General features: G+C 45.3%; 20 protein-coding genes. 10 read left to right on the top strand and 10 right to left on the bottom strand.

The features are described from left to right. Window positions 1-53 precede the first annotated feature (53 nt). A complete protein-coding gene (locus RXX31_RS21330) occupies window positions 54-773 on the bottom strand; it encodes a 3'-5' exonuclease (protein ID WP_317591690.1) in 720 nt (239 codons plus the stop codon). A gap of 8 nt (window positions 774-781) precedes the next feature. Then, window positions 782-2,671 carry a DUF294 nucleotidyltransferase-like domain-containing protein gene (locus RXX31_RS21325; protein WP_317591689.1) on the bottom strand — a complete coding sequence of 630 codons (1,890 nt, stop codon included), beginning with the start codon at window positions 2,669-2,671 and terminating at the stop codon, window positions 782-784. 208 nt (window positions 2,672-2,879) lie between these two features. Between RXX31_RS21325 and RXX31_RS21320 the strand changes: the two genes are divergently transcribed. Beyond that, window positions 2,880-3,521 carry an outer membrane beta-barrel protein gene (locus RXX31_RS21320; protein WP_317591688.1) on the top strand — a complete coding sequence of 214 codons (642 nt, stop codon included), beginning with the start codon at window positions 2,880-2,882 and terminating at the stop codon, window positions 3,519-3,521. 69 nt (window positions 3,522-3,590) lie between these two features. On the opposite strand, the gene RXX31_RS21315 is transcribed toward RXX31_RS21320, so the two are convergent. From RXX31_RS21315 to asnS, 3 genes are all read right to left on the bottom strand, one after another. Continuing rightward, entirely contained in the window at window positions 3,591-4,781 is a 1,191-nt protein-coding gene (locus RXX31_RS21315) for an amino acid aminotransferase (protein WP_317591687.1), read from the bottom strand. 539 nt (window positions 4,782-5,320) lie between these two features. Beyond that, on the bottom strand, window positions 5,321-5,578 hold the full coding sequence (locus tag RXX31_RS21310; protein WP_317591686.1) for a hypothetical protein: 258 nt from the start codon (window positions 5,576-5,578) through the stop codon (window positions 5,321-5,323). A 220-nt stretch (window positions 5,579-5,798) separates the two neighbouring features. After that, window positions 5,799-7,199 carry an asparagine--tRNA ligase gene (asnS, locus tag RXX31_RS21305; RefSeq protein ID WP_264906075.1) on the bottom strand — a complete coding sequence of 467 codons (1,401 nt, stop codon included), beginning with the start codon at window positions 7,197-7,199 and terminating at the stop codon, window positions 5,799-5,801. Between the two features lie 511 nt (window positions 7,200-7,710). Here asnS and queD point away from each other — a divergent pair. Beyond that, window positions 7,711-8,073: a 6-carboxytetrahydropterin synthase QueD gene (gene queD / locus RXX31_RS21300; RefSeq protein ID WP_014232353.1), complete on the top strand. Its 363-nt coding sequence runs from the start codon at window positions 7,711-7,713 to the stop codon at window positions 8,071-8,073. Between the two features lie 140 nt (window positions 8,074-8,213). Here the strand turns inward: queD and RXX31_RS21295 are convergent, their stop codons facing one another. From RXX31_RS21295 to pabB, 4 genes are all read right to left on the bottom strand, one after another. Beyond that, window positions 8,214-9,575: an L-serine ammonia-lyase gene (locus tag RXX31_RS21295; protein WP_317591685.1), complete on the bottom strand. Its 1,362-nt coding sequence runs from the start codon at window positions 9,573-9,575 to the stop codon at window positions 8,214-8,216. Window positions 9,576-9,672: 97 nt separating this feature from the next. After that, complete coding sequence (locus RXX31_RS21290) at window positions 9,673-10,926, bottom strand: aromatic amino acid transport family protein (protein WP_317591684.1); 1,254 nt, start codon at window positions 10,924-10,926, stop codon at window positions 9,673-9,675. A gap of 329 nt (window positions 10,927-11,255) precedes the next feature. Continuing rightward, complete coding sequence (locus RXX31_RS21285) at window positions 11,256-11,855, bottom strand: CoA pyrophosphatase (protein WP_317591683.1); 600 nt, start codon at window positions 11,853-11,855, stop codon at window positions 11,256-11,258. 190 nt (window positions 11,856-12,045) lie between these two features. Continuing rightward, on the bottom strand, window positions 12,046-13,407 hold the full coding sequence (pabB, locus tag RXX31_RS21280) for an aminodeoxychorismate synthase component I (RefSeq protein WP_317591682.1): 1,362 nt from the start codon (window positions 13,405-13,407) through the stop codon (window positions 12,046-12,048). Window positions 13,408-13,697: 290 nt separating this feature from the next. Between pabB and RXX31_RS21275 the strand changes: the two genes are divergently transcribed. The 8 genes from RXX31_RS21275 (at window position 13,698) to RXX31_RS21240 (ending at window position 21,510) form a co-directional block, all read left to right on the top strand. After that, window positions 13,698-15,215 (top strand): fumarate hydratase, encoded by a 1,518-nt coding sequence (locus tag RXX31_RS21275; RefSeq protein WP_317591681.1) that lies wholly within the window; start codon window positions 13,698-13,700, stop codon window positions 15,213-15,215. Between the two features lie 175 nt (window positions 15,216-15,390). Next, window positions 15,391-15,576: a hypothetical protein gene (locus RXX31_RS21270; RefSeq protein ID WP_014232347.1), complete on the top strand. Its 186-nt coding sequence runs from the start codon at window positions 15,391-15,393 to the stop codon at window positions 15,574-15,576. Between the two features lie 178 nt (window positions 15,577-15,754). Continuing rightward, entirely contained in the window at window positions 15,755-17,131 is a 1,377-nt protein-coding gene (locus tag RXX31_RS21265; protein ID WP_317591680.1) for a YcjX family protein, read from the top strand. Further along, on the top strand, window positions 17,128-18,168 hold the full coding sequence (locus RXX31_RS21260) for a TIGR01620 family protein (protein WP_317591679.1): 1,041 nt from the start codon (window positions 17,128-17,130) through the stop codon (window positions 18,166-18,168). The genes RXX31_RS21265 and RXX31_RS21260 overlap by 4 nt, the downstream gene beginning before the upstream one ends. A 100-nt stretch (window positions 18,169-18,268) precedes the next feature. Then, window positions 18,269-19,813 (top strand): transcriptional regulator TyrR, encoded by a 1,545-nt coding sequence (gene tyrR, locus RXX31_RS21255; protein ID WP_317591678.1) that lies wholly within the window; start codon window positions 18,269-18,271, stop codon window positions 19,811-19,813. A gap of 36 nt (window positions 19,814-19,849) precedes the next feature. After that, window positions 19,850-20,434 carry a ribosomal protein S5-alanine N-acetyltransferase gene (gene rimJ / locus RXX31_RS21250; protein ID WP_317591677.1) on the top strand — a complete coding sequence of 195 codons (585 nt, stop codon included), beginning with the start codon at window positions 19,850-19,852 and terminating at the stop codon, window positions 20,432-20,434. Window position 20,435: 1 nt separating this feature from the next. Then, on the top strand, window positions 20,436-21,023 hold the full coding sequence (locus tag RXX31_RS21245; protein WP_317591676.1) for an HD domain-containing protein: 588 nt from the start codon (window positions 20,436-20,438) through the stop codon (window positions 21,021-21,023). A 13-nt stretch (window positions 21,024-21,036) separates the two neighbouring features. Next, window positions 21,037-21,510, top strand: a complete 474-nt coding sequence (locus RXX31_RS21240; protein ID WP_317591675.1) for a DUF2947 domain-containing protein — start codon at window positions 21,037-21,039, stop codon at window positions 21,508-21,510. A gap of 52 nt (window positions 21,511-21,562) precedes the next feature. On the opposite strand, the gene RXX31_RS21235 is transcribed toward RXX31_RS21240, so the two are convergent. Beyond that, window positions 21,563-22,525: an integron integrase gene (locus RXX31_RS21235; RefSeq protein ID WP_317591674.1), complete on the bottom strand. Its 963-nt coding sequence runs from the start codon at window positions 22,523-22,525 to the stop codon at window positions 21,563-21,565. Between the last annotated feature and the right edge of the window lie 289 nt (window positions 22,526-22,814).

The raw sequence follows: 22,814 nt of genomic DNA, 5'->3' as shown, positions 1-22,814 counted from the left end.
CAATAATTGAAAAAGGAGCCATTTGAGCTCCTTTTTGTTTTTTGGTTGTATGACTAAAGCCAGAATTCGCTTATCGTTTGACTCTCATCGTAATAGTGCGCGATTTGTGCCTGTAGCAGCTCGGCAGTTGCTATTGCATCAGTCAACGCATGATGAGGAGTATAGTCCGGTAAACCATAGCGGCGCCGTGATTGAGCTAATCTCAACGACTCTGGTTTTTTACCTTTTATCTTTTCCAACAGATTTCCCGGACGCTTTTTCTGAATATCCTCTTCGATTTGAAAAGTATCCAAAACAGGGAATTCGATGCCTTCACCGATACGATCTCGCAGTCCTTTATCAAGAAATTCTCGTTCTATACGACGATAATGCACTACAACGATCTTGCCGCTTAAGCAGGGGAGCAGTTCATTAAGAATCTCACCCAAATCAGGGGCATCAATAAGCTCGCTATGGGTAATACCATGAATGATGACTGAGTCTTCATCCAGCTTTTGTTTTGGCCTTACTTTCCAGTGGCGTGCCTTTCGCAAATAAATACGATTTAAATTGAAAGGGACCAGACCGATAGTAATGATATCGTTTTTATCAGGGTCTAAGCCGGTGGTTTCGAGATCCAATGCAACAAATTCAACCTCGGAAAGTGGCGTGTCCGGCGCAGGCAATTCAGTGCCATAGAAGGCAATTAAGTTTTCATCCTTTGCCATCTCAACTTTTTGTTTAAACTTTGCGTGCCATTGAATCGTCGGCTTTTGAAAGAGCTTTTTTAACATGTTACGCCTCACTTAAAGCTCTTGTTTGCTTGATACCGGAACTTAAGGAAGTTTTGCCCATTACTCAAAATTTGGAAGGCATCCTTAAGGTTACGGCGTTCAAAGTCTGACAAGCTTTCCGGTTCAATATTGTTGTCTGGGTCAATGCCCATTTCAACATCGTACGCTTGGTGACGAATCCTTACCATAGAGATGAACTCTAGCGCGTCTTTTAAATCTTGCGCACGACCTTTAGGTAAAATACCGGCATCAATAATGTCATCAAGGCGCTCGAATGAGTTCTGCGTACGAGAACCGACAGCCAGTGCGTGTACCCTGATTAAGTCAACCAGAGGTGCCGTCCCGCGACGTTTCAAGTTAATTGAGTTTTTATGTTGTCCATCTTTCTCCACAACAAAGCTCTTAAAGAACCCGAGTGGAGGCGTGCGGTTTAGGGCGTTACGAGCGAGACATGCCAGGAAGCGGTTATTCTTACGCGCACGACGAACGATAAAACTCGTCAACTGTTCAGCCCATTTCAATCGACCATAGACGCCGTCCAAATCAAAGAAGATGGAAGCGTTGAGCAGTGCTTTCGGGTTTGGGTCGTCAATCCAGTCGGCAAAACAGTCTTCCCATTGTGAACGAGTCATTCTCCACATCGGGTTGGTTGCCATGATGTCGCCGGTGCAATATTTGTAGCCACACGCATCTAAGCCGTCGCTGACAAACTGGGCCAGTTCCTCAAAATACTTACCATGTTTGGTCTCTTGATAACTTTCGTCAAGAATGATGGCATTGTCCTGATCGGTAACCAGAAGTTGCTCATCACGTCCCATGGAACCCAGCGCAAGGAAACAGTAAGGAATGGGCGGTGGACCTAATTTTTCTTCGGCCATTTCCAGTAAACGCTGTTTGAAGCTTCGACCAATAACTGACATGGCACTTCCCACCATGTGCGAATTCGCGTCTTCGTTCACCAGGCGCACAAAACTGCTTTTTACTTCTCCTGCCACGGCGGCCAAGTCTTCAATCGTGTGCTGGTGGAAAATGCTACTAACGAGAAGCAACGAGTTTTGCGACTCATAACGGACGATGTCTGTTGTCTCGATGATACCGATCGGTTGTTGATCTTTAACCACAGGAAGATGGTGTACGTTATAACGCAACATTTTAAGCATGGCTTCATAGACGTAAGCGTTATGATCGAGGGAGATAACTTCGGTTGTCATGACCGTCGCAACATCATCTAGTGGAGACAAACCCTCGGCCAGAACACGTGCACACAAATCTCGATCGGTAACGATACCTAAGACTGGCGACTGAGGATCGTCTTCGTCTTGTACAAAGTCAGGGTCAATGATAAGTAACGATGAAACATAATCATCGGCCATGATTTTTGCAGCCTGCTGAATGGACTGACCGCGTTCAATTGTTGGAGCATCACGTGTTAGTAGTGTCTTAACTTTGGACGTCGTAAGATCGTTGGCTTCTTTATTTTCTGAGATAGCCATGCGTAAACGCGCGCTGTTTTCCACCTCGACAAAGTCAGCAAATGAGTCATAGTTATCGTACATTTCCTGGAACACATCGCCTGGAATGCAGTATATCAAAGCGTCATCGATCGCTTTTACTGGGAAACGAACTTTGTTATTGGTCAGTAGCCCCATCTGACCGAAGAGATCGCCTTCGTCAAGACGGCTATAAAGCTCACCTTTACGTCGGTAAACTTCAACCACGCCACTTCTTACCACGAAGAGCTCTTGAACTTCATCGCCAAAGTGGATAATCGGAGTATCTTCTCGGTAGTAGGAAATTTCGACACTCTCGGTCACTTTGCTCAGAGCTTCCTCTGGGAGTTCATTAAAAGGTGGGTACTTGGCGAGAAAGTTATAAATCTCGAGAAGTTCTGCATCCATGTGGTTGCCTTTTGATTTTCAAGTAATAAAGTAATCTTAACTTAGTTTTAAAACAGAGTCTTACTCGATCGTCGTTTTGAGCGATTAATCATAAGATTCCGACATGTAACACGACAACAATAAGCGCATTCGGCTAATATCGAAGGTCTCGGATGAGTTTAGATATCGGATTACAAAACATCTATTGATTCTCATGAAAGGAAATCGAATGTTGAGAAGTTTATTACTTGTACCGCTTTGCGCTTTTGCTGCAGTAAGCAGTGCTTCAGAGGCGGAACAAGCGGAAAAATTTGGTTATGAGCACATTTACCTCAACGTCGGGGCGGGGACAACCAATGAGGAATGGTTAGAGAACTCGAATGTTACGACGATTGATGTGGGTGGTAACTACTTGTTTACGGATAACTGGCTATTTAACGTAGACTATGCGGCGCAGTTTTTTCACCCAGACACTTATACGTTGAGAATAGATCGTTTGATGTTTGGTGGTGGTTACCGATATGGCGTCACTCAACAATTTGATCTCTATGGCATTTATCGATTAGGGGCAATTAAAGCAAAAGCGACAGATGACGATACGGATAAAGCATTGCTGTCAGAAACGGAGTTTATCCAAGCTGTCGCTATTGGTGCTCAGTACCTTGTGGGTGAAAAACTGATTATTAATGCTGAGTTAGAAGCGAATCGCAGCGATATTGTTGATGAGAATAAGTATAAAATTGGTTTCAACTATCAGTGGCATGACGTCATTGGTACAGGCCTTTACTACCAGTACCGAGATACGGAATACTCGGGGGCACCCTCTGATTACATCAATGAGGTGGGTTTAAGCCTCAGGTTTGTTTATTAGCGTAAAGTCATAATCGAATACAAAAAAGGTCAGCGAGTGCTGACCTTTACTTATTTATTGCACTGTTTATTAAAGTACAGCGGCAATGCCCTTACATAGTGGGCTCATGTTTGACTTAGTCATGCCAGCTACGCTGATTCGGCCAGAGCCTACAATGTAAATGCCAAATTCTTCTTTCAGGCGGTTTACTTGCTCTTTAGACAGGCCAGAGAAAGAGAACATGCCGTTTTGACGTTCGATAAAGCTAAAGTCTGCCTCTACACCTTCTTCTTTCAGTGTCGCTACAAACAGTTCACGCATCTCTTGGATACGATCGCGCATTTCTGCTACTTCTGCTTCCCATTCTGCACGAAGGTCTGCGTTGTTCAGAATGTGCGTAACCACTGCGCTGCCGTGAGCTGGTGGGTTAGAGTAGATAGAGCGAATGATAGCTTTAACTTGCGAGAATGCGGTTGTTGCCACTTCTTCAGACTCAGCGACAAGAGTGAAGGCACCGACACGCTCGTTGTAAAGACCGAAGTTTTTAGAGAAAGAGCTAGCAACTAGGATTTCTTTGTTGTACTTAGCAAAAGTACGCAGACCTGCTGCATCTTCTTCAACACCTTTCGCGAAACCTTGGTAAGCAAAGTCAAATAGTGGTAGCAATTTCTTCTCTGCAACTAACTTAGCCAGAGTTTCCCACTCTTCTGCCGTCGGATCGATACCAGTAGGGTTGTGGCAGCAGCCATGTAGAAGAACGATATCGCCCTCAGATGCCGCTTGAAGATCGTTAAGCATTGCATCGAAGTCTTTATCTTTCGTTTCTGCGTTGTAGTAGCTGTATTGAGCTGTTTCGATACCTGCAGCAGTGAAAACACCGTTGTGGTTTGCCCAAGTTGGGTTGCTGATCCAGATTTTTACATCGCCTAGCTGACGTTTAATGAATTCGCCTGCCACACGCAATGCACCTGTACCACCTGGTGCTTGAGCGGTTTTTGCACGTTTGTCTGCAACGATCTCTGCATCGTCACCGAATAGCAGTTTTTGTACCGCCAGACCGTACTCTGCCGTACCTTCGATTGTTAGGTAAGATTTGGTTTTTTCAGTCTCAATAAGTGCTGCTTCAGCTTTTTTAACTGTTGCAAGAACAGGGGTTTCGCCTTGCTCATTTTTGTAAATACCTACGCCAAGATTGATTTTTTCTGCGCGAGTATCTTTTTTAAATTCTTCTGTAAGACCAAGAATAGGGTCAGCCGGAGCGGCTACTACTTTTTCAAACATAATCTTCATCCATGTTAATCGAAGGGTGTGCCCGTATTTATACCTTTCAGCATTACTTGTTACAACACTTACTGGCAAGAAAACCTAAAAAATATCCAATTGGAAATGGAAATGTAGCAAAAGCTGTTTTTTTGCAATGCAAAGTGTGCTGATAAGGGCGTTTCAAAGCGAGCTTTATCGCGAATTGATGCTGTTTTATCCACTTGATGCAATCGTTTTCTAAAGCAGGGCAAAGTAGAGGGTTTATTATTGAAAAGTTACACGATTCCATTAGCTTAATTTGGCTTAAAAGCCTGACCTACTCTTTACTAAACAAGAACACAGAAGCAAAAACAAAAGAATAAACAACCATGTTTCCTGACTACGTTTTTTATTCATCCTTTTAGAATACTTTTCAGTTAAAGTAGTGTTTGGCAGTATTGGGACTGAAACGCGCGCAGTTAGGACTTTTTGCGGTGGATATGTGCGCCATCATATTCAGTGAGTTCAATCGATAGCTTCTTATGATGGTGCACAGATAAAATATGGCCTGAGGCGGTTTATTTGTCTTCTTTTTCTTCCTCTGCATTTTTCTCGTTGAGGTATTTAACAATTGCCTCTTTGGCATGTTCTTCGGTTGCTTCTTCACCGGGGGGTACAACAAGATCGGCCATTTTGTGCATACCCATTGCGTCTTCAGCAATATGTAACCAGTCTGGATGCCAATAATAAGGATCGGCCGCCCCAGGGTGATCCCAGCTATGGACTCCTTTGTGTGCCCCTCGATATGAGAGGTCATCCATGGTAAATACTTTCATCATTTCCTCCATAAAAAACGTCATTCCTTTGAAAGTATGGAACATAATTGTCTATTTCGGATCGAGAATTCGTATAACCAACAGTGATTAATTATCTTGTGAGAACGATAATTCCGCTAACAGAGCAATAGCGAAACCATTAATTCTACGGCTGGCAGACAGACAAAATAAAAGACCTCCACGTGGGAGGTCTTTTTAATTCTGTTTCAGCGAAGAGTGATTAGAAGTTTGCTGAACGAGGCGTACGTGGGAATGGGATCACGTCACGAACGTTGCCCATACCAGTTACGTAAGAAACCAGACGCTCGAAGCCTAGACCAAAGCCAGCGTGTGGCACTGTGCCGTAACGACGTAGATCGCGGTACCAGTTCATGTGCTCAGGGTCGATACCCATTTCGCGCATACGTGAATCTAGAACGTCCAGACGCTCTTCACGTTGAGAACCACCGATGATTTCACCGATGCCAGGTGCCAGAACGTCCATCGCTGCTACTGTCTTGCCATCGTCGTTCATACGCATGTAGAACGCTTTGATGTCTTTCGGGTAGTTCTTCACGATTACTGGCGCTTTGAAGTGCTCTTCCGCTAGGAAACGCTCGTGCTCAGAAGACATGTCGATACCCCATTCAACTGGGAACTCGAACTCGCGGCCAGAATCCAGCAGGATTTGGATTGCGTCAGTATAGTCTACTTGTGCGAAATCAGAAGAAACGAATTGCTCTAGACGAGTGATTGCTTCTTTATCGATGCGTTGAGCGAAGAACTCAAGGTCATCACGACGCTCTTCAAGCACCGCTTTGAATACGTACTTCAGCATGTCTTCAGACAGTTTCGCTACGTCATCCAGGTCTGCAAACGCAACTTCAGGCTCAACCATCCAGAACTCAGCCAGGTGGCGGCTTGTGTTTGAGTTTTCAGCACGGAAAGTTGGACCGAAAGTGTATACCTTGCTGATTGCACAAGCGTAAGCTTCCGCGTTTAGCTGGCCAGATACGGTAAGGAAAGTCTCTTTACCGAAGAAGTCCTCGTTGTAATCCACTTTGCCAGCGTCTGTACGAGGTAGGTTTTCCATGTCTAGCGTAGAAACGCGGAACATTTCACCCGCACCTTCTGCGTCAGAGGCTGTGATTAGTGGTGCAGATACCCAGAAGTAACCTTGCTCGTGGTAGAAACGGTGAATCGCTTGAGATAGGCAGTTACGTACACGAGCTACCGCGCCAATCACGTTTGTACGTGGACGAAGGTGTGCTACTTCACGCAGGTACTCGATCGAGTGACGAGTTTTTGCCATTGGGTAAGTTTCAGCATCTTCAACCCAACCAACCACTTTAACGTCAGTTGCTGCCAGTTCGAAGTCCTGACCTTTTGCAGGAGACTCAACAATCTTACCCGTTACTTCAACAGAGCAGCCTGTAGTCAGCTTTAATACTTCGTCGTCGTAATTATTAAGATTATTAGGGACCACGGCCTGAATCGGGTCGAAACAAGAGCCGTCATAAATGGCAAGGAAAGAGATTCCAGCTTTGGAATCACGACGTGAACGGATCCAGCCACGAACAGTCACTTCACTGTCTACTGCTAGCTGACCTTTCAAAACGTCTGATACAGGCGCGTAAGTCATGTTTTCAATATTCTCCATAGAGGTAAAAATTCAACTCAACACTTATTAAACTACTTGTTCCATAATGTTTTTGTTTAAAAAACAAGCAAGGCGCTGAGTTGGGTCGCATTTTACAGATTCAACGGGACATATTACCTGTCAATTCGTCAGCTTCAACCTTTATATTCATTTTGAAGGTCAGAAATGGATGATTTCGTCTTCCTAATGTTGTTCCTCAAGCGTGAAGTGGTTCTCTAAATGCTGAAAATGTTCAGACAGACGTCGCAAGTCAACGCCGATACTTAGTTTGAGGGGGTTATTCTGTAAACTGCGTTGAGACGTTTGGTTGTGAATATGTAATTATAATGTGGGTGGTATGTAATCAAAGGTTCGGCATACAGCAAAAAATCAACACTCAGTTGCTACGCGATGAAATAAAGGTATTGATTTATGACTCAATAAAGGACTAATGCTTGTCTCTTGGTAGCGATTTCCTTAGTATTGCGTGTCTTTTTAAAGCCTGAGAATCAAGATGAAAACAGAATTATACAAAGAGTTTATGTTCGAAGCGGCACACCACTTGCCGCATGTGCCAGAAGGTCACAAGTGTGGTCGTTTGCACGGACACTCTTTCCTTGTTCGTCTTTATGTAGAAGGTGAGGTAGACCCGCATACGGGCTGGGTTGTGGATTTTGCAGAGATCAAAGCCGCTTTCAAACCAATTTACGATCGTTTAGACCATTACTACTTAAACGATATCGAAGGTTTGGAAAACCCAACCAGCGAAGTGCTTGCGAAATGGATTTGGCAGCAACTGAAACCAAGCCTTCCGCTATTAAGCAAAGTAGAGATCAAAGAAACTTGCACAGCAGGTTGTATCTACAAAGGCGAGTAATCGCAACCAGCGCTCAGAAACAAAGGCAAGCCCATCGCTTGCCTTTGTTGTATCTGGACGACCCAAATTATGGATATGCTAAGCGCAAATACAAAAAAGCCCGAGCAGATAGCTCAGGCTTGATGTACAGAGAGTTGGGACTAGCAGATAACTTTTACTGCCAAACCACCCTGAGAGGTTTCGCGGTATTTGGCGTTCATGTCTTTCCCTGTCTCTAGCATGGTTTCGATAACCTTATCCAGAGATACCGTCGGAGCAGAAGAACGACGTAGCGCCATACGAGTCGAGTTAATCGCTTTTACCGCCGCGATACCGTTACGCTCAATACATGGAACCTGTACCTGACCGGCTACTGGGTCACAAGTCAGACCAAGGTTGTGCTCCATTGCAATCTCAGCCGCCATACACACTTGCTCTGGGCTGCCACCCATCAGTTCAGCAAGGCCTGCTGCAGCCATAGAACATGCCACACCAACTTCACCCTGACAGCCAACTTCTGCACCAGAGATTGAAGCGTTGCGCTTGTACAGGCCGCCGATTGCACCTGAGGCGGCAAAGTAACGGATGTAGTCTTTCTCTGATACGGTTTGAATAAACTTGTCGTAGTAAGCCAGTACTGCTGGGATAATGCCACACGCACCGTTCGTTGGTGCTGTAACCACACGGCCACCTGCTGCGTTTTCTTCGTTGACTGCAAAAGCAAACATGTTTACCCAATCAACCACAGACATCGGGTCGTTGGTAGTTTTCTCAGAAGTAAGCAGTTGTTGGCGAAGTGCAGCTGCACGACGAGGCACACGCAGTGGACCCGGTAGAATGCCTTCTTCGTTCATGCCGCGATCCATACACTCACGCATGGTGCGCCAGATGTTCGCAAAGTAGGTACGAGTCTCTTCATCAGAATGAAGCGCTTGTTCATTTTTCATGGTAAGCGCACTGATAGACAGGCCACTTTCTCGACACTGGCCTACCAGCTCTTCTGCCGTGGTAAATGCGTAAGGAACCTTAATTGGGTTCTCGACTTCTTTACCAAAGTTTTCTTCATCAACGATAAAACCACCACCAATAGAGTAGTAGGTTTTTGAGTATGCTTTTTCTTCGTCAATCCAGGCGTGGATTTGCATACCGTTTTCATGAAGATCTAAGTTAGTCTTATGGAAGTTCATTCCACCTTCACGTGGAAATGAAACTGTATGACAGTGCATGCCAACAGGAAGACGTTCAGTTTCTTCTACTCGAGCGATAAAGCCCGGAATAGAATCGATATCAACTTTCTCAGGGGAGTTGCCTGCAAGACCCATGATAATTGCAATATCTGTGTGGTGACCTTTCCCTGTCAGTGATAGTGATCCATAAACGTCCACGGTGATTTTAGTGATGTCGCGTAATTTTCCCATTGCACGAAGATCATCAATAAATTCTTTACCCGCTTTCATTGGGCCTACAGTGTGTGAGCTAGAAGGACCAACACCGATTTTATAGATATCAAATACACTAATCATATCGATTACCTCAGAAGAAAGCCTCCCAAGGGGATTTGGGAGGCTTAATTTTTATCGTTATATTTTTCGATTAATCACGCTGGTATTTCAGCTGAGATTAAAGCGCGCCGTAGATTACAGAACTAATCGCTGCAAGACCACAAATTGCTGTGAAAATTTGCACAGGTGTTGACGTTTTGTACTTCGCCATTGCTGGCACTTTTTGCATTGCGAAAACAGGCATCAGGAATAGGATTGCCGCAATCATTGGCGCACCCATTGTTTCAATCATACCCAGGATGCTTGGGTTAACGATAGCAACTACCCAAGTCGTCAGTACGATGAAGATCAGAGAAATTTTCTCGATCTTGCTAACCTGTGTATTAGAGCGAGATTTGATAAGACCAACCAGACCTTCATGAGCACCAAGAAAGTGACCAAAGTAGCTTGAAGTAATCGCTGCGAATGCAACCAGTGGACCTAAGTAAGAGATCAGTGGTGATTCGTGAACGTTCGCCAGGTAAGAAAGAACCGAGATGTTTTGTGCTTGTGCAGTTGCTAATTGCTCTGGAGACAGAGAAAGAACCACAGAGAACACGAAGAACATCACAAAGCCCATCAGCATCATCGCCGCGCCGCCAGTGATAGCGTCAGTTTTCTTCACTGCATTTTCACCGTACACACGACGTTGCTCTTTCGAGAACTGAGAAATGATAGGGCTGTGGTTGAATGAGAATACGATGATTGGAATTGCTAACCAAACGATTGAAGGCATGTCACCCCAGTTTGGCGATACTTCGATCATCGACGTGTTCCAGTCAGGGATCAGGTAGAAAGACAGCGCTAGCAGGATAAATACCAGTGGGTAAACCATTGCTGACGTTGCTTTCAGCATTAACTCTTTACCGAATACCACACCAGCTGTCATTGCTGAAATCAAAGCACCAGACAGCAACCAGCGAGGAATAGATTCCATGCCTACTTGGTTAACCAGGAATGAGTCAACCGTGTTGGTAATACCGACACCGTAGATAAGTACGATTGGATAGATAGCGAAGAAGTAGGCGAAAGTAATAAGGTTGGCGCCAGTCTTACCGAAGTGCTCTTCTACTGTGTCAGTGATATCCGCTTCAGGGTTCTTTGCAGAAAGAACGAAGCGAGCCAGAGATTTGTGTGCGAACCAAGTCATTGGTGCCGCAATTAGGGCTAGGATTACTAATGGCCAAAAGCCACCCGCACCGGCTTTAATTGGTAGGAATAGTACACCTGCGCCTACTGCTGTACCGAATAACGACAGACACCAGGTGAAGTCTTTGTAAGAAAACTTACTAGACGATTGTGCGGTAGCAACCGCAGAATTGATTGAATTCATTTTTTGTTTACTCATTTTGGGAACAGGAAATAAGTCGGGTGCAATTTTGCAAGATTTTACATTGAGAAAATTAGATCTACGTCATGTATTGCTCGGGCTTATTGAACAATATATCAAAAACCTGTTTTTCATCACGAAAACGACGTGCTACTAGTGATTATTGCTAATGTTTAAAATTAGAAAATCTAATGCGATAAGTAATTTGTGTGTATTTTGATCAAGGCAACCGTTTGCTTTAGAAATGATAAATTAATCTAATGTAAATGAGCTGTTATTGAGGTGGGATACTGAGCAGGGATCTAAGGTGAACCAGCAAAATTTGCACACTGTTACTTCGACATGATGTGCTTTTGCATCGACTCAATAATTTGAGCCGTCATACCCCAAATAAAGTGCTGGCGATAAGGAATGGCGAACACACGGTGATTGGTTTGCTTAAGTTTGAATTTAGTGCTGTAGAGTTTGTTGGGATTCAGAATATGATTGGCTGGTACTTCGAACACATACTCGACTTCATTTGGGTCAATGTGAGTCGTATAGTCCGGAGAGACGAACGCCAGGAAGGGCGTGACATTAAAGCGGCTAATTGTAGGTAGTTTGGGTAACTGGCCGAATACGTGAATGTACTGATTGTCGATACCCACTTCTTCTTTGGTTTCACGAATGGCAGTATTTACTAAGTGAATATCTTCAGGTTCAAATTTGCCGCCGGGGAAGCTGATTTGGCCCGGATGATGGCGCAAGTGCTCTGCGCGTTTGGTCAAAATGACCTGTAACCCTTCTGGTCGTTCAACAAATCCGATCAACACCGCCGCGTCACGCAGTGGCTTGTCTTTTAAAAAGCTTAAGCGCGCGAGTGACTCTTTGTGATAACCAGTGGGCAACTGCAGTTGAAAGTTTTGCAGCAGTTTCGTTTTATTGATGACCAAGTTACGTCCTTCTGTCTGACACCTATTGATAATTATAGAGAAGTTTGGCCTTCTCGTTGAGTATCTTATTGAGGTTATATCGGTACTCACCAAGAGTAAATCAGACGTTAAGGTAATAAATGCCCTGAGGACGAACACGCCTCCAAATATGGAGGCGTCGCGGTATTACCTGGAGAAACTAGCTTTGGTGTTACTTTAATGCCGGCAGAATTTTCGACAGCTTGTCGAGTGTTTCCTGATACTCGGCTGCACATTCACTGTCTGCGACCACGCCACCGCCAGCCCAAGCGTACAAGTTACCTTTTTCTGCAACCAAAGTTCGAATGGTAATGCTGGTGTCCATGCGACCATGGCGAGATATGTAACCAATACTGCCGCAGTAAGCACTGCGTCGATGAGGTTCTAGCTCTTCAATGATCTGCATCGCACGCACTTTAGGTGCGCCAGTGATTGAACCGCCAGGGAAGCAAGCTCGCAACAAATCCGCAGGAGAGTATTGCTCATCTAAATCAGCACGGATAGTACTCACCAAATGGTGCACCGCCGGAAAACTCTCAATATCAAACAATTTTGGCACATGAACACTACCCGGTGAGGCAACGCGTCCAATATCATTTCGCAGTAGATCGACAATCATCAGGTTTTCAGCCTGATCTTTCTCCGCCGTTTGTAAGTCATGGGCGTTGGCCTCATCTTGCTCAGCATCCAGGCTGCGAGGTCGCGTACCTTTGATCGGCTTGGTTTCGATGACGCGATCTTTCAGTTCCAGAAAACGCTCTGGTGAGATACTCAAAATAGACGATTCAGGCATACGAATAAACGCAGAAAAAGGCGCTTGGTTGGCGGATTCCAGCTTCAGATAAGCTTGCCATTCACTGCCCGCGTAAGGTGCATTAAAACGCTGCGCTAAGTTGATTTGATAACAATCGCCACTCAGCAGGTACTCCTGCACGCGATTAAAGCGAGTGCCGTACGATTGCTCGGTCATATTGGATTGCCAAGGTCCGGTCAAACTGAAATCTGCATCCTTTACTTCGGCTTGTGTATCTAGCCAATCCCAAGCTTGAGCAATATTTTGCCCGACCATACAAGCCTTCTTGAGTTTGTGGTCGACAACTAATGCCCATTCATAGAGGCCAACCGCCATATCGGCAGTCTGCAGATCTTTTTCTGCGAGCTCTGGCATGGCTTCAACGCGGCGACCTAAATCATAGCTGAAGTAGCCCAGCGTTCCGCCGACAAACGGCAGGTCCCACTCTGAACCGAGAGCAACACTTGGTAGCCATTGCTGTTGCAACTTGTCCAGTAGCGTAAACGGGTCATCACTCGAGGTGTAAGCGTCTGTTGGCGTTTTGATGTGTGTATTGTCGGCAATGGTTTCTAGCGTTGCTACCGGGTTCGCAACAAGCACATCGAAACGGCTATCGATGTGAGTCTGGGACGCGGAACGCAACAACATCGCCCAAGGCTGGTGCTGAATACGCGAAAAAAGGTGAAGCGTTAAGTCTGGTGCGTAATCCAGCGCTTTAAAATCAATGAATTGATTATCCATGTTGTTCATTTGTGTAATTTGTGACAAAGAGATCGTTCACTGCATGGCATGTCATGGGCAGCAAGAGTATCATATTCCACCGTATAGCCAAACTTCCTCTATACAAAGGGTTCAGAGGCGGTTTTACTATACAAGAAGGCGACTTCAGTAACTCGTGTATGTCGATATCAGCCATTCGACAACTGTTTATAAAATGTGTTTATAAAAATGAAGCTCAAAAGAGCAACTCGCTCAACAATCACGATTGAAGCCAAGCCAGTAATGGAAGCATAACTATAACGAGGCATGTAATGACGGTAATTCGCAAGCAGGATGTCATCAGCAGTGTTGCTGATGCGCTCCAGTACATTTCTTACTACCACCCGCTAGACTTTGTTCAAGCCCTTGAAAAAGCCTACCACCGCGAAGAGAGCCAAGCCGCGAAAGACGCGATTGCGCAGATTCTAATTAACTCCCGCATGTCGGCAGAGGGCCACCGCCCAATCTGTCAGGACACGGGTATCGTGACGTGTTTTGTCAACATCGGCATGGGCGTGCAGTGGGATTCAACGGACATGACGGTTCAGCAAATGGTAGACGAAGGCGTTCGACAAGCCTACACGAATCCAGATAACCCATTGCGTGCATCGGTTCTGATGGATCCTGCTGGTAAACGTATTAACACCAAAGACAATACGCCAGCGGTAGTACACATCAATACGGTACCGGGCGATAAGGTTGAAATTCAGATCGCGGCGAAGGGCGGCGGCAGTGAAAACAAAACTAAGATGGTGATGCTAAACCCATCTGACGATATTGCCGAGTGGGTAGAAAAAACACTACCAACGATGGGCGCTGGTTGGTGTCCTCCGGGCATGCTTGGCATTGGTATCGGCGGTACGGCTGAAAAAGCAGCGGTACTGGCAAAAGAATCGCTAATGGAGCATATCGATATTCAAGAGCTTATCGACCGTGGGCCACAAAACGCAGAAGAAGAGCTTCGTCTTGATATCTTCAATCGCGTAAACAAACTTGGTATCGGTGCGCAAGGTCTTGGCGGCCTGACTACCGTAGTTGACGTTAAGATCAAAACAGCGCCAACGCACGCAGCGTCTAAACCAGTGTGTCTGATCCCGAACTGTGCTGCGACTCGTCACGTTCACTTCACGCTAGATGGCTCAGGCCCGGCAGACTTAACGCCGCCTAAGCTTGAAGAGTGGCCAGATATCACTTGGGAAGCGGGCGCGAATACTCGTCGCGTTAACTTAGACGAAGTGACACAAGCAGATGTTGAGCAGTGGAAGACCGGCGAGACCGTACTTCTTTCTGGTAAGATTCTTACTGGTCGCGATGCGGCACACAAACGCATCCAGACTATGTTGCAAAATGGTGAGGGTCTACCTGAAGGTGTCGATTTCAAAGGTAAATTTATCTACTACGTTGGCCCTGTAGACGCTGTGGGTGATGAAGCCGTTGGTCCTGCTGGCCCGACAACGTCAACTCGTATGGACAAATTCACCGACATGATGCTTGATGAAACAGGCATTATGGGCATGATCGGTAAAGCGGAGCGTGGCCCTGCGACCGTTGAGTCTATCAAGAAGCACAAGGCGGTTTACTTGATGGCGGTTGGCGGCGCAGCTTACCTGGTTGCGAAAGCAATTAAGAAAGCGCGCGTCGTTGCGTTTGAAGATCTCGGTATGGAAGCGATCTACGAATTTGAAGTAGAAGACATGCCAGTGACAGTCGCGGTAGACTCTAACGGTGTGAACGCTCACCAGATTGGTCCTGACACTTGGAAAGTAAAAATCCAAGAGATGGAAGCTTAATGTAAATGGCACTTTGAGGACGTCTCAGTCTTGAGAATGTGACAAGGTGCTGATTTACCTAGCAAACAATTGACAAAAGTGCAGCGAAAACTGCACTTTTTGTCTATATACTAGGTATATTAACCTTTGGGCATAGCAACAGACGTTATGCGAACAATAATAATTAGGAGACGGCATGCCTCGTTTTATTCAAATTCTACAAATTATTCTTGCTGTTGTGGTGGGTGGCTTTGTTGGCTATGACTTGATTCTTCACGGTATCAGTATCTTTGATGAAAAATATGTCACGATCACGTGTGTACTGTGGGTAGTACTAGAGGTGGCGCTATTTGTTATCTACAAACTGATTGAAGAAGATTAGAACGTTTAAGCTTAAATCGTTTGATCGACAGTTAGAATACCGAAGCCTCTGAGAATTCTCAGGGGCTTTTGTGTTCTTGGGCCATGCCTTTTGCTGTGAGTCGTTTGTTCATCTTTGATTAATGTATGTAAAATTAGACTCATACCTTTGTCGTTTACTAATGAGATAAATAAAAAGTATGAAAAGAATAACAAAAGAAGTGAATGACTTTATCAACCGCGGCATGGACTCGAATGTCCGAATCGCCGTTACTGGCTTATCCCGAGCGGGCAAAACGGCGTTTATTACTTCTCTGGTCGATCAGCTGCTTTATACAGCGACGCACGATAACTTGCCATTACTGGCCGCGGCCAGAGACAAAAGATTGATAGGCGCTAAACGTGAGCCTCAATCGAATATGATGGTTCCCCGTTTTGCTTACGACGAAGCCATCGCTCAAATTCATGCCACGCCCCCAGAATGGCCGGTACCAACGCGCGATGTAAGTGAAATTCGACTGGCGCTGAAATATAAGCCGAATAAAACCACCAAAAAGTTATTGAGCAAAACCGCGGTGCTCAACGTGGATATCATTGACTACCCGGGAGAGTGGTTGCTTGATTTGCCGCTTCTGGATATGGATTTCGCTACCTGGTCGCAAACGCAGTTTAATGCGCTAAAAGGTCAACGCAGTCAGTTGGCAGAAACGTGGTTAGAAGAACTGGAAAACCTGGACCTTAACGAGAGTGTTAATGAAAAGCAGCTCGAGAGTATTGCGCATTCTTACACGCAATATCTACATGGTTGTAAAGACTCAGGGCTGCATTGGGTTCAACCAGGGCGTTTTGTTCTGCCGGGTGAGTTGGCCGGAGCGCCGGTTCTGCAGTTTTTCCCTTGTCGGGTTGAGAAAGATACTAAGCCGATTAAAGGCAGTAATCTAGCGATGCTAGAAGCGCGTTTCCAGGAGTATCAGCAAAAAGTAGTGAAGGCATTTTATAAACATCACTTTGCGACGTTTGACCGACAGATCGTGCTGGTGGATTGCTTGCAGCCTTTAAATGCCGGAGATGAGGCGTTTTACGATATGCGTCAGGCGCTGGAGCAAATCATGCATAGCTTCCGCTACGGCCGCAGCAGTTTTATTCGTCGACTTTTTTCACCAAAGATCGACAAAGTCCTCTTTGCGGCAACCAAAGCAGACCATGTTACGCCAGAGCAACACTCGAATCTGGTGTCTTTACTTCAACAGATGGTACATCCTGCCTGGCAGACCGCTGCGTATGAAAATATCGAAATGAGTTGTATGAGTATTGCCTCGATTCAGGCGACAACGCCGGGATTTATCGCTTCCGGTGATAAGAGCATTCCTGCCTTGCAAGGCACAACGCTCGAAGGTGAGCAGATGACGATGTTCCCGGGGGAAGTGCCAAAGAAATTACCCAATGCGGCGTATTGGCAAAACAGCGGTTTTGATTTCACTTCGTTCCGTCCAATGCCGTCAGCAAGTGATGAACCAATGAAACACATACGTTTAGACAAAGCACTGGATTATCTGATCGGAGATAAGTTGAAATGAGTGAATTCAAACAAAAGCAGGTTTTCTCCGACAATGTACTAGAGAAAGAAAAGGACTCTGTATCTGAGGATCTAACTTCTCAACAAGCCTTTAGTGATCAAGAAACTTTTGTGCCCGTCACGGTGCAAGAAGAGCTGCCTGAAACAGAGCAGGAGTTACAGCTTGAGCATGTGATTCGCCCTAAACCCGGACGAAAGTGGTTAGCGACAGGGCTACTTACCGCGTTTTCAGGTCTGGTCGGGTGGCAGGCGATCGATTCAGTTGTCACGGCGGTTCAAACATCCGACTGGCTTGCATTGGGATGGGCAGGTTTTATTACGACCATTGCCTCATTTGGTATTGGCGCGTTAGGCAAAGAGTTGTGGAAGCTGCGCAAACTAAGAAATCACTTCAGTATTCAAGAAGAGAGCGAGTTGCTTGTTGGCAGTGATAGCGTGGGCAAGGGCAAAGCGTTTTGTGAAAAAGTGGCTGAACAAAGTGGCGTTCTGGCTGAAAATCCAGGCTTTGACCGCTGGAAAAACAGCGTTAACCCTGCGCACAGCGACGCTGAAATTCTCGATATGTACGACTCAATGGTGGTTAGCCAGCAAGATAAGCTCGCCACTAAAATTGTGTCTCAACATGCCACCGAATCCGCTGCGTTAGTTGCAGTCAGCCCTCTCGCCGCTGCAGATATGTTTTTGGTTGCTTGGCGTAACTTCAAAATGATCGACAATTTATCGAAAGTCTATGGCGTCGAACTGGGCTATGCGTCGCGAATAAAACTGCTTAAAGCGGTGTTTGTGAATATGGCTGCCGCCGGTGCGAGTGAGTTAGCGATTGATGCCGGTATGGATTTGATGTCGATGGATCTTGCGGGTAAAGTTTCAGCACGCGCAGGGCAGGGGCTTGGTGTCGGTATTCTCACCGCTCGCTTAGGGTTAAAAGCGATGACACTGCTTCGCCCGTTACCTTGGTATCCTGAACGTCAGGTCAAACTAGGCACAATTCGTAAAGCGGTAGTGGCGAAAGTTGCATCAATCACAATGAAACCGTAACCAATATCACCTTTGAAAGGTAGGATTGCTTGACGCGATAACAAGCTTGATAGAAACTACTGTCAACTTTTCCTGACAGTTGTGAATTGGGATATTTTCAGTGCGTCTTGAAGTCTTATGTGAAGATAGACTCGGTCTTACCCGAGAATTGCTCGATATTTTAGCGTCTAAAAATATCGATTTACGCGGTATTGAAATTGATATCATCGGCATCATTTACTTGAACTGCCCGGACATTGATTTCGATACCTTTAGTGAATTAATGGCCGAAATCCGCCGTATTTCAGGGGTTAAAGACGTACGTAAAATCCAATTTATGCCAATGGAGCGCCATAACACAGAGCTTCTTTCGCTGGTGGATAACTTACCCGATCCTGTCTTTGCTATCGACCTTAAAGGTGCGGTAGATATGGCGAATATGTCTGCGCTCTCTTTACTTGGTTTGCATAAAAAAGAGGTGATCGGCACTCCAATTGGTACGCTACTGCCGAGCATGCGTTTTTCTCGCTGGTCTGAAGGTGTGAATGCGAGAACTCGTGAAAATCTGGTTATTGATGGCTTGGATTATATTCTCGAGTTGATGCCGGTTTACATCAAGGATGAAGCTCAGAACTCGACACTGGCGAGCACGCTGATCACTATTCGTTCCAGCCAGCAAGTGTCAAGAATTGAAGAAGCGGTGCCACTGCATAACCCGCTTGGTTTTGAACATTTTGTTGGTTTATCTAATCGCCATAAAGCGTTAATGAATCAAGCCAAAAAGTTAGCAGTACTTGATCAACCTTTATTGATCGAAGGTGAAACTGGCACCGGCAAAGAAATGTTGGCAAAAGCGTGTCACAGCCGATCTAGCCGAGCGAGCAAGCCTTTCCTCGTACTGAGCTGCGCGTCTATGCCGGATGATGTAGCTGAAACTGAATTGTTTGGTCATGCGCCAGGCTCATTTAACCACGAGCAAGGGCACAAAGGTATTTTTGAGCAAGCGAACGGTGGCACCGTCTTCCTGGACGAAATTGGTGAGATGAGCTCCCACTTGCAAATCAAGCTGCTGCGTTTCCTTCAAGATGGTAACTTCCGTCGAGTTGGCGCAGAGGATGAAATGCACGTTGATGTGCGTATTATCGCCTCTACTAAGCACAACCTTGCTGAGCTGTCGGAAGCGGGGATGTTCCGTGAAGATTTATACTATCGCCTAAACGTACTGACGTTGACCATTCCTCCTTTACGTAAGCGCTCCAATGATGTGGCTCCACTATTAGATCTGTTTGTGACTAAGCACGCACAACAATTAGGTATTGATAAGCCGGACTTTGACGCGGATTTGGTCGATGGATTAGCCAATTATCAATGGCCAGGAAACATGCGTCAGCTCGATAATATGGTTTTACGCGCATTAACCGAGATGGATGGGCATTTATTGAAGGTTGAACACTTTAATTTGCCACAACCTCAATCGGTTGGTGGTGGTAGTGCGACACTCAATTTAGATGGCTCTTTGGATGAGATCATGCGTGACTATGAGTCCCAGATCCTTGAGCGTTTGTATCAGTCATTCCCATCAAGTCGAAAGCTGGCGAAGCGTTTGAATGTGTCGCATACGTCAATTGCTAATAAACTGCGTGATTACGGGATTCGTAAGAATTAATCCTGAACGAAGAGAAAACGGACGTTGTCATTTGTAATGGAAGATAAAAGTTCATCCGTCGCCGTTCATAAGTTGGACGGGAACTTACTGCTGCGCACAGCTGAAATCGCTGACGCAGATATGATCGCCGAGTACTTTCAGGTGAACCGAGAGTACTTAAAACCATTTGAGCCAACCCGTGAAGAGGCATTTTTTACCGTCAATGGCTGGCTACAGAAGCTAATTAAGCTAAACGAACTTCATCGACAGGGGCTTGGCTATTACTGTCTTCTCATTGATACCCAAAAACAACGCATGTTAGGGACAATATCCTTCAGCGGTCTGGTTCGTTTTCCATTTCATTCATGCAGCGTTGGTTACTCTCTTGCCCAAACGGCGCAAGGTAACGGATACATGCGTCGTGGTCTTAAAATGGCTTGTGATTACATGTTCGACGTGCAAAATATGCATCGAATTCAGGCAGGGTACATGCCACACAACAAACGCAGCGAAGCGGTTCTGGAGCATGTTGGCTTTAATAAAGAAGGCTATGCGAAGGACTATCTTCTGATAGATGGCGAGTGGCAAGATCATATCTTAACCTCACTGACTAAACCTGACTGGCAACCAAAGGCTCGATGATATGGAAAGACTAGATAAGCAGCTAAAGCTATTAATAGAGTTGGATCAGTTGAAAAGTGTGCTTCGTCGAACCCGTGTGAAAAGCGCGGAAGGGCGTCTGGAAAACAGTGCAGAACACAGTTGGCACGTAGCCCTGATGGCCGTCTTGATGGAGGAACATGCCAATGCCCCCGTCGATATTTGCCGAGTCATGAAAATGCTGTTGATCCACGATGTTGTAGAGATCGACGCGGGCGACACCTTTGTTTATGATACGTCCGCTTCTAAAGAGCAGGCGGAGAAAGAAATCAAAGCCGCTGAACGTTTGTTTGGTATGTTGCCTAGCGAACAAGGCCAAGAGTTATTGGCACTGTGGCACGAGTTCGAAGCCGCACAGACCGATGATGCAAAGTATGCAAAAGCCCTCGACCGTTTAATACCAATGCTTCTGAATTATCATAATAACGGTCAAAGTTGGCAAGAACATGGCGTAACGCGTGAACAAGCGCTTACTATTAACAAAAGAATTGAACTTGGCTCTGTCACATTGTGGGACAAAGCGAAAGAAATAATTGAAGATGCCACCGATAAAGGTTGGCTGAAGTCGTAATAAAGGAGACTGAATGTCTTATTTGCCTTTGGACGAATACCAAAGAAAATGGATTTTTACTCACCAGTCGATGCCGGTACCAGAAGAAGACTTAGCGCAGATAAAGCCGATGAGTCAGGCTCGCTCCGCTCAGTTCTGGAAAGAGAACATCAGTGCACAAAGCCCTGATATGGACCGTTTGAGCTCTCAAGATTGGCCGATGAAAGAGTCCAACTGGTCAGACACTGTCGACTGGATGGCTGAGTGGGAATCGGATGAGCCAGAAATGCCTGCTGAAGTGGAAGCACATATCGACTGGCAAGACGATGTGACGGTTTATTTCTGTTACGAAAAGTACAACGTCATCGAAACTAAGTGGTCTATCTTCAAAAAGCATTGGAAGAACTTCCTATTCTATGATGATGGTCCCATGCTGATTGGTCGCCGTCGTTCACAAGCACTTTGGTTTGATTCCAAAGGTAACGTGAAACTGGGTGAACGCCACTAAGCCACTTAGTGTCATTTATATCTTAAGCCACCAACTCGGTGGCTTTTGTTTTTCAAAGATTGGAAAGAGGGCTAAGAACGCCACTTGCTCCTCTCTCTATGACATGGGTATAGATTTGTGTGGTTTTGACATCCGAGTGACCTAATTGCTCCTGAACCGTTCTGATATCGGCACCTGCCTCGAGTAGATGCGTTGCAAAGCTATGCCTTAGCGTGTGGCACGTTACCGATTTTTCAATATTCGCATCCAAAGCTGAACGTTTAACGGCTCTTTGAATCGCACTCTCATTGATATGATGTCTTCTTAACTCACCCATTTCCGGATCAACACTTAGTTTTGCTGACGGAAATAGAAAGTGCCAGTTAAAGTCCAACTGTGCGTTTGGGTATTTACGCTGTAGCCCCTCTGAAATATAAACACCTGCGTAGCCAGGCATGTGACAATCTTTATGATAATAACTTCTAGCGAGATCCACTTGTGCTTTTAGGGGAGAATGTAGCTCTTTTGCTAATGTTACCGTACGGTTCTTTCCACCTTTCCCTTGCCAGACACGAATTGCACCATAATCATAATCAATGTCCTGAATTCTTAATCTTAAGCACTCCATCAATCGAAGCCCGGAGCCATAGAGCAGAAGTGAGTGAAGCTTGTATTTGGGATCGACATGTTGAATAAACCTGCGGACCTCGTCTCGTGTTAATACCACAGGAAGTTTTCTCTCAGTCAGTGACTTTTGAAATCGCATCTCTAATGAGAGCGGTGTCTTGAAAAAATCTCGGTATAGAAATGCAATCGCATTGAGGGCTAAAGTTTGTGTTTTCACTGCGACTTTATCTTTGGCAGCGAGGTGGCTAAGAAATTTAACCACATCGTCTTCTGATAACTTAGATGGATGTGCAAACTGATGAAAAGCGATATAACGCTTGATCCAAAATAGGTAGCTTTCGATGGTCTTATTCGAATAATGCCGCATAAGCATATATTCTTTAACACTAAGTAAAAATAGGGACTTCATTACGAAATGTTTCCTGTTTATTCATACAGGCTTATTAAATTAGCATTCCGTAGTTAATTAACCTACTTTTCGCTGCCTAATTGCGCGTATCAGCACTTATATTCATACCTAGTTTCTTTATTTTTCATAAAGATAAGTGCTATTATCCATAAATACTATATAAGAAAGAAGGCGTTAGCATGTCTTAAAGGCTGCATAAAGCCGTATAGAAAGCGTTACACGGCTAAGGTGGTTCAATGGAAAATTATCACGAATCTTTTAAAAAATATGAGTCTGCGCTTTTAGAGTG

This window comes from Vibrio sp. EA2 (genome assembly GCF_033042495.1).
In the GTDB taxonomy this organism is placed as follows: domain Bacteria; phylum Pseudomonadota; class Gammaproteobacteria; order Enterobacterales; family Vibrionaceae; genus Vibrio.
This window is presented reverse-complemented; position numbering and strand designations above follow the sequence as displayed.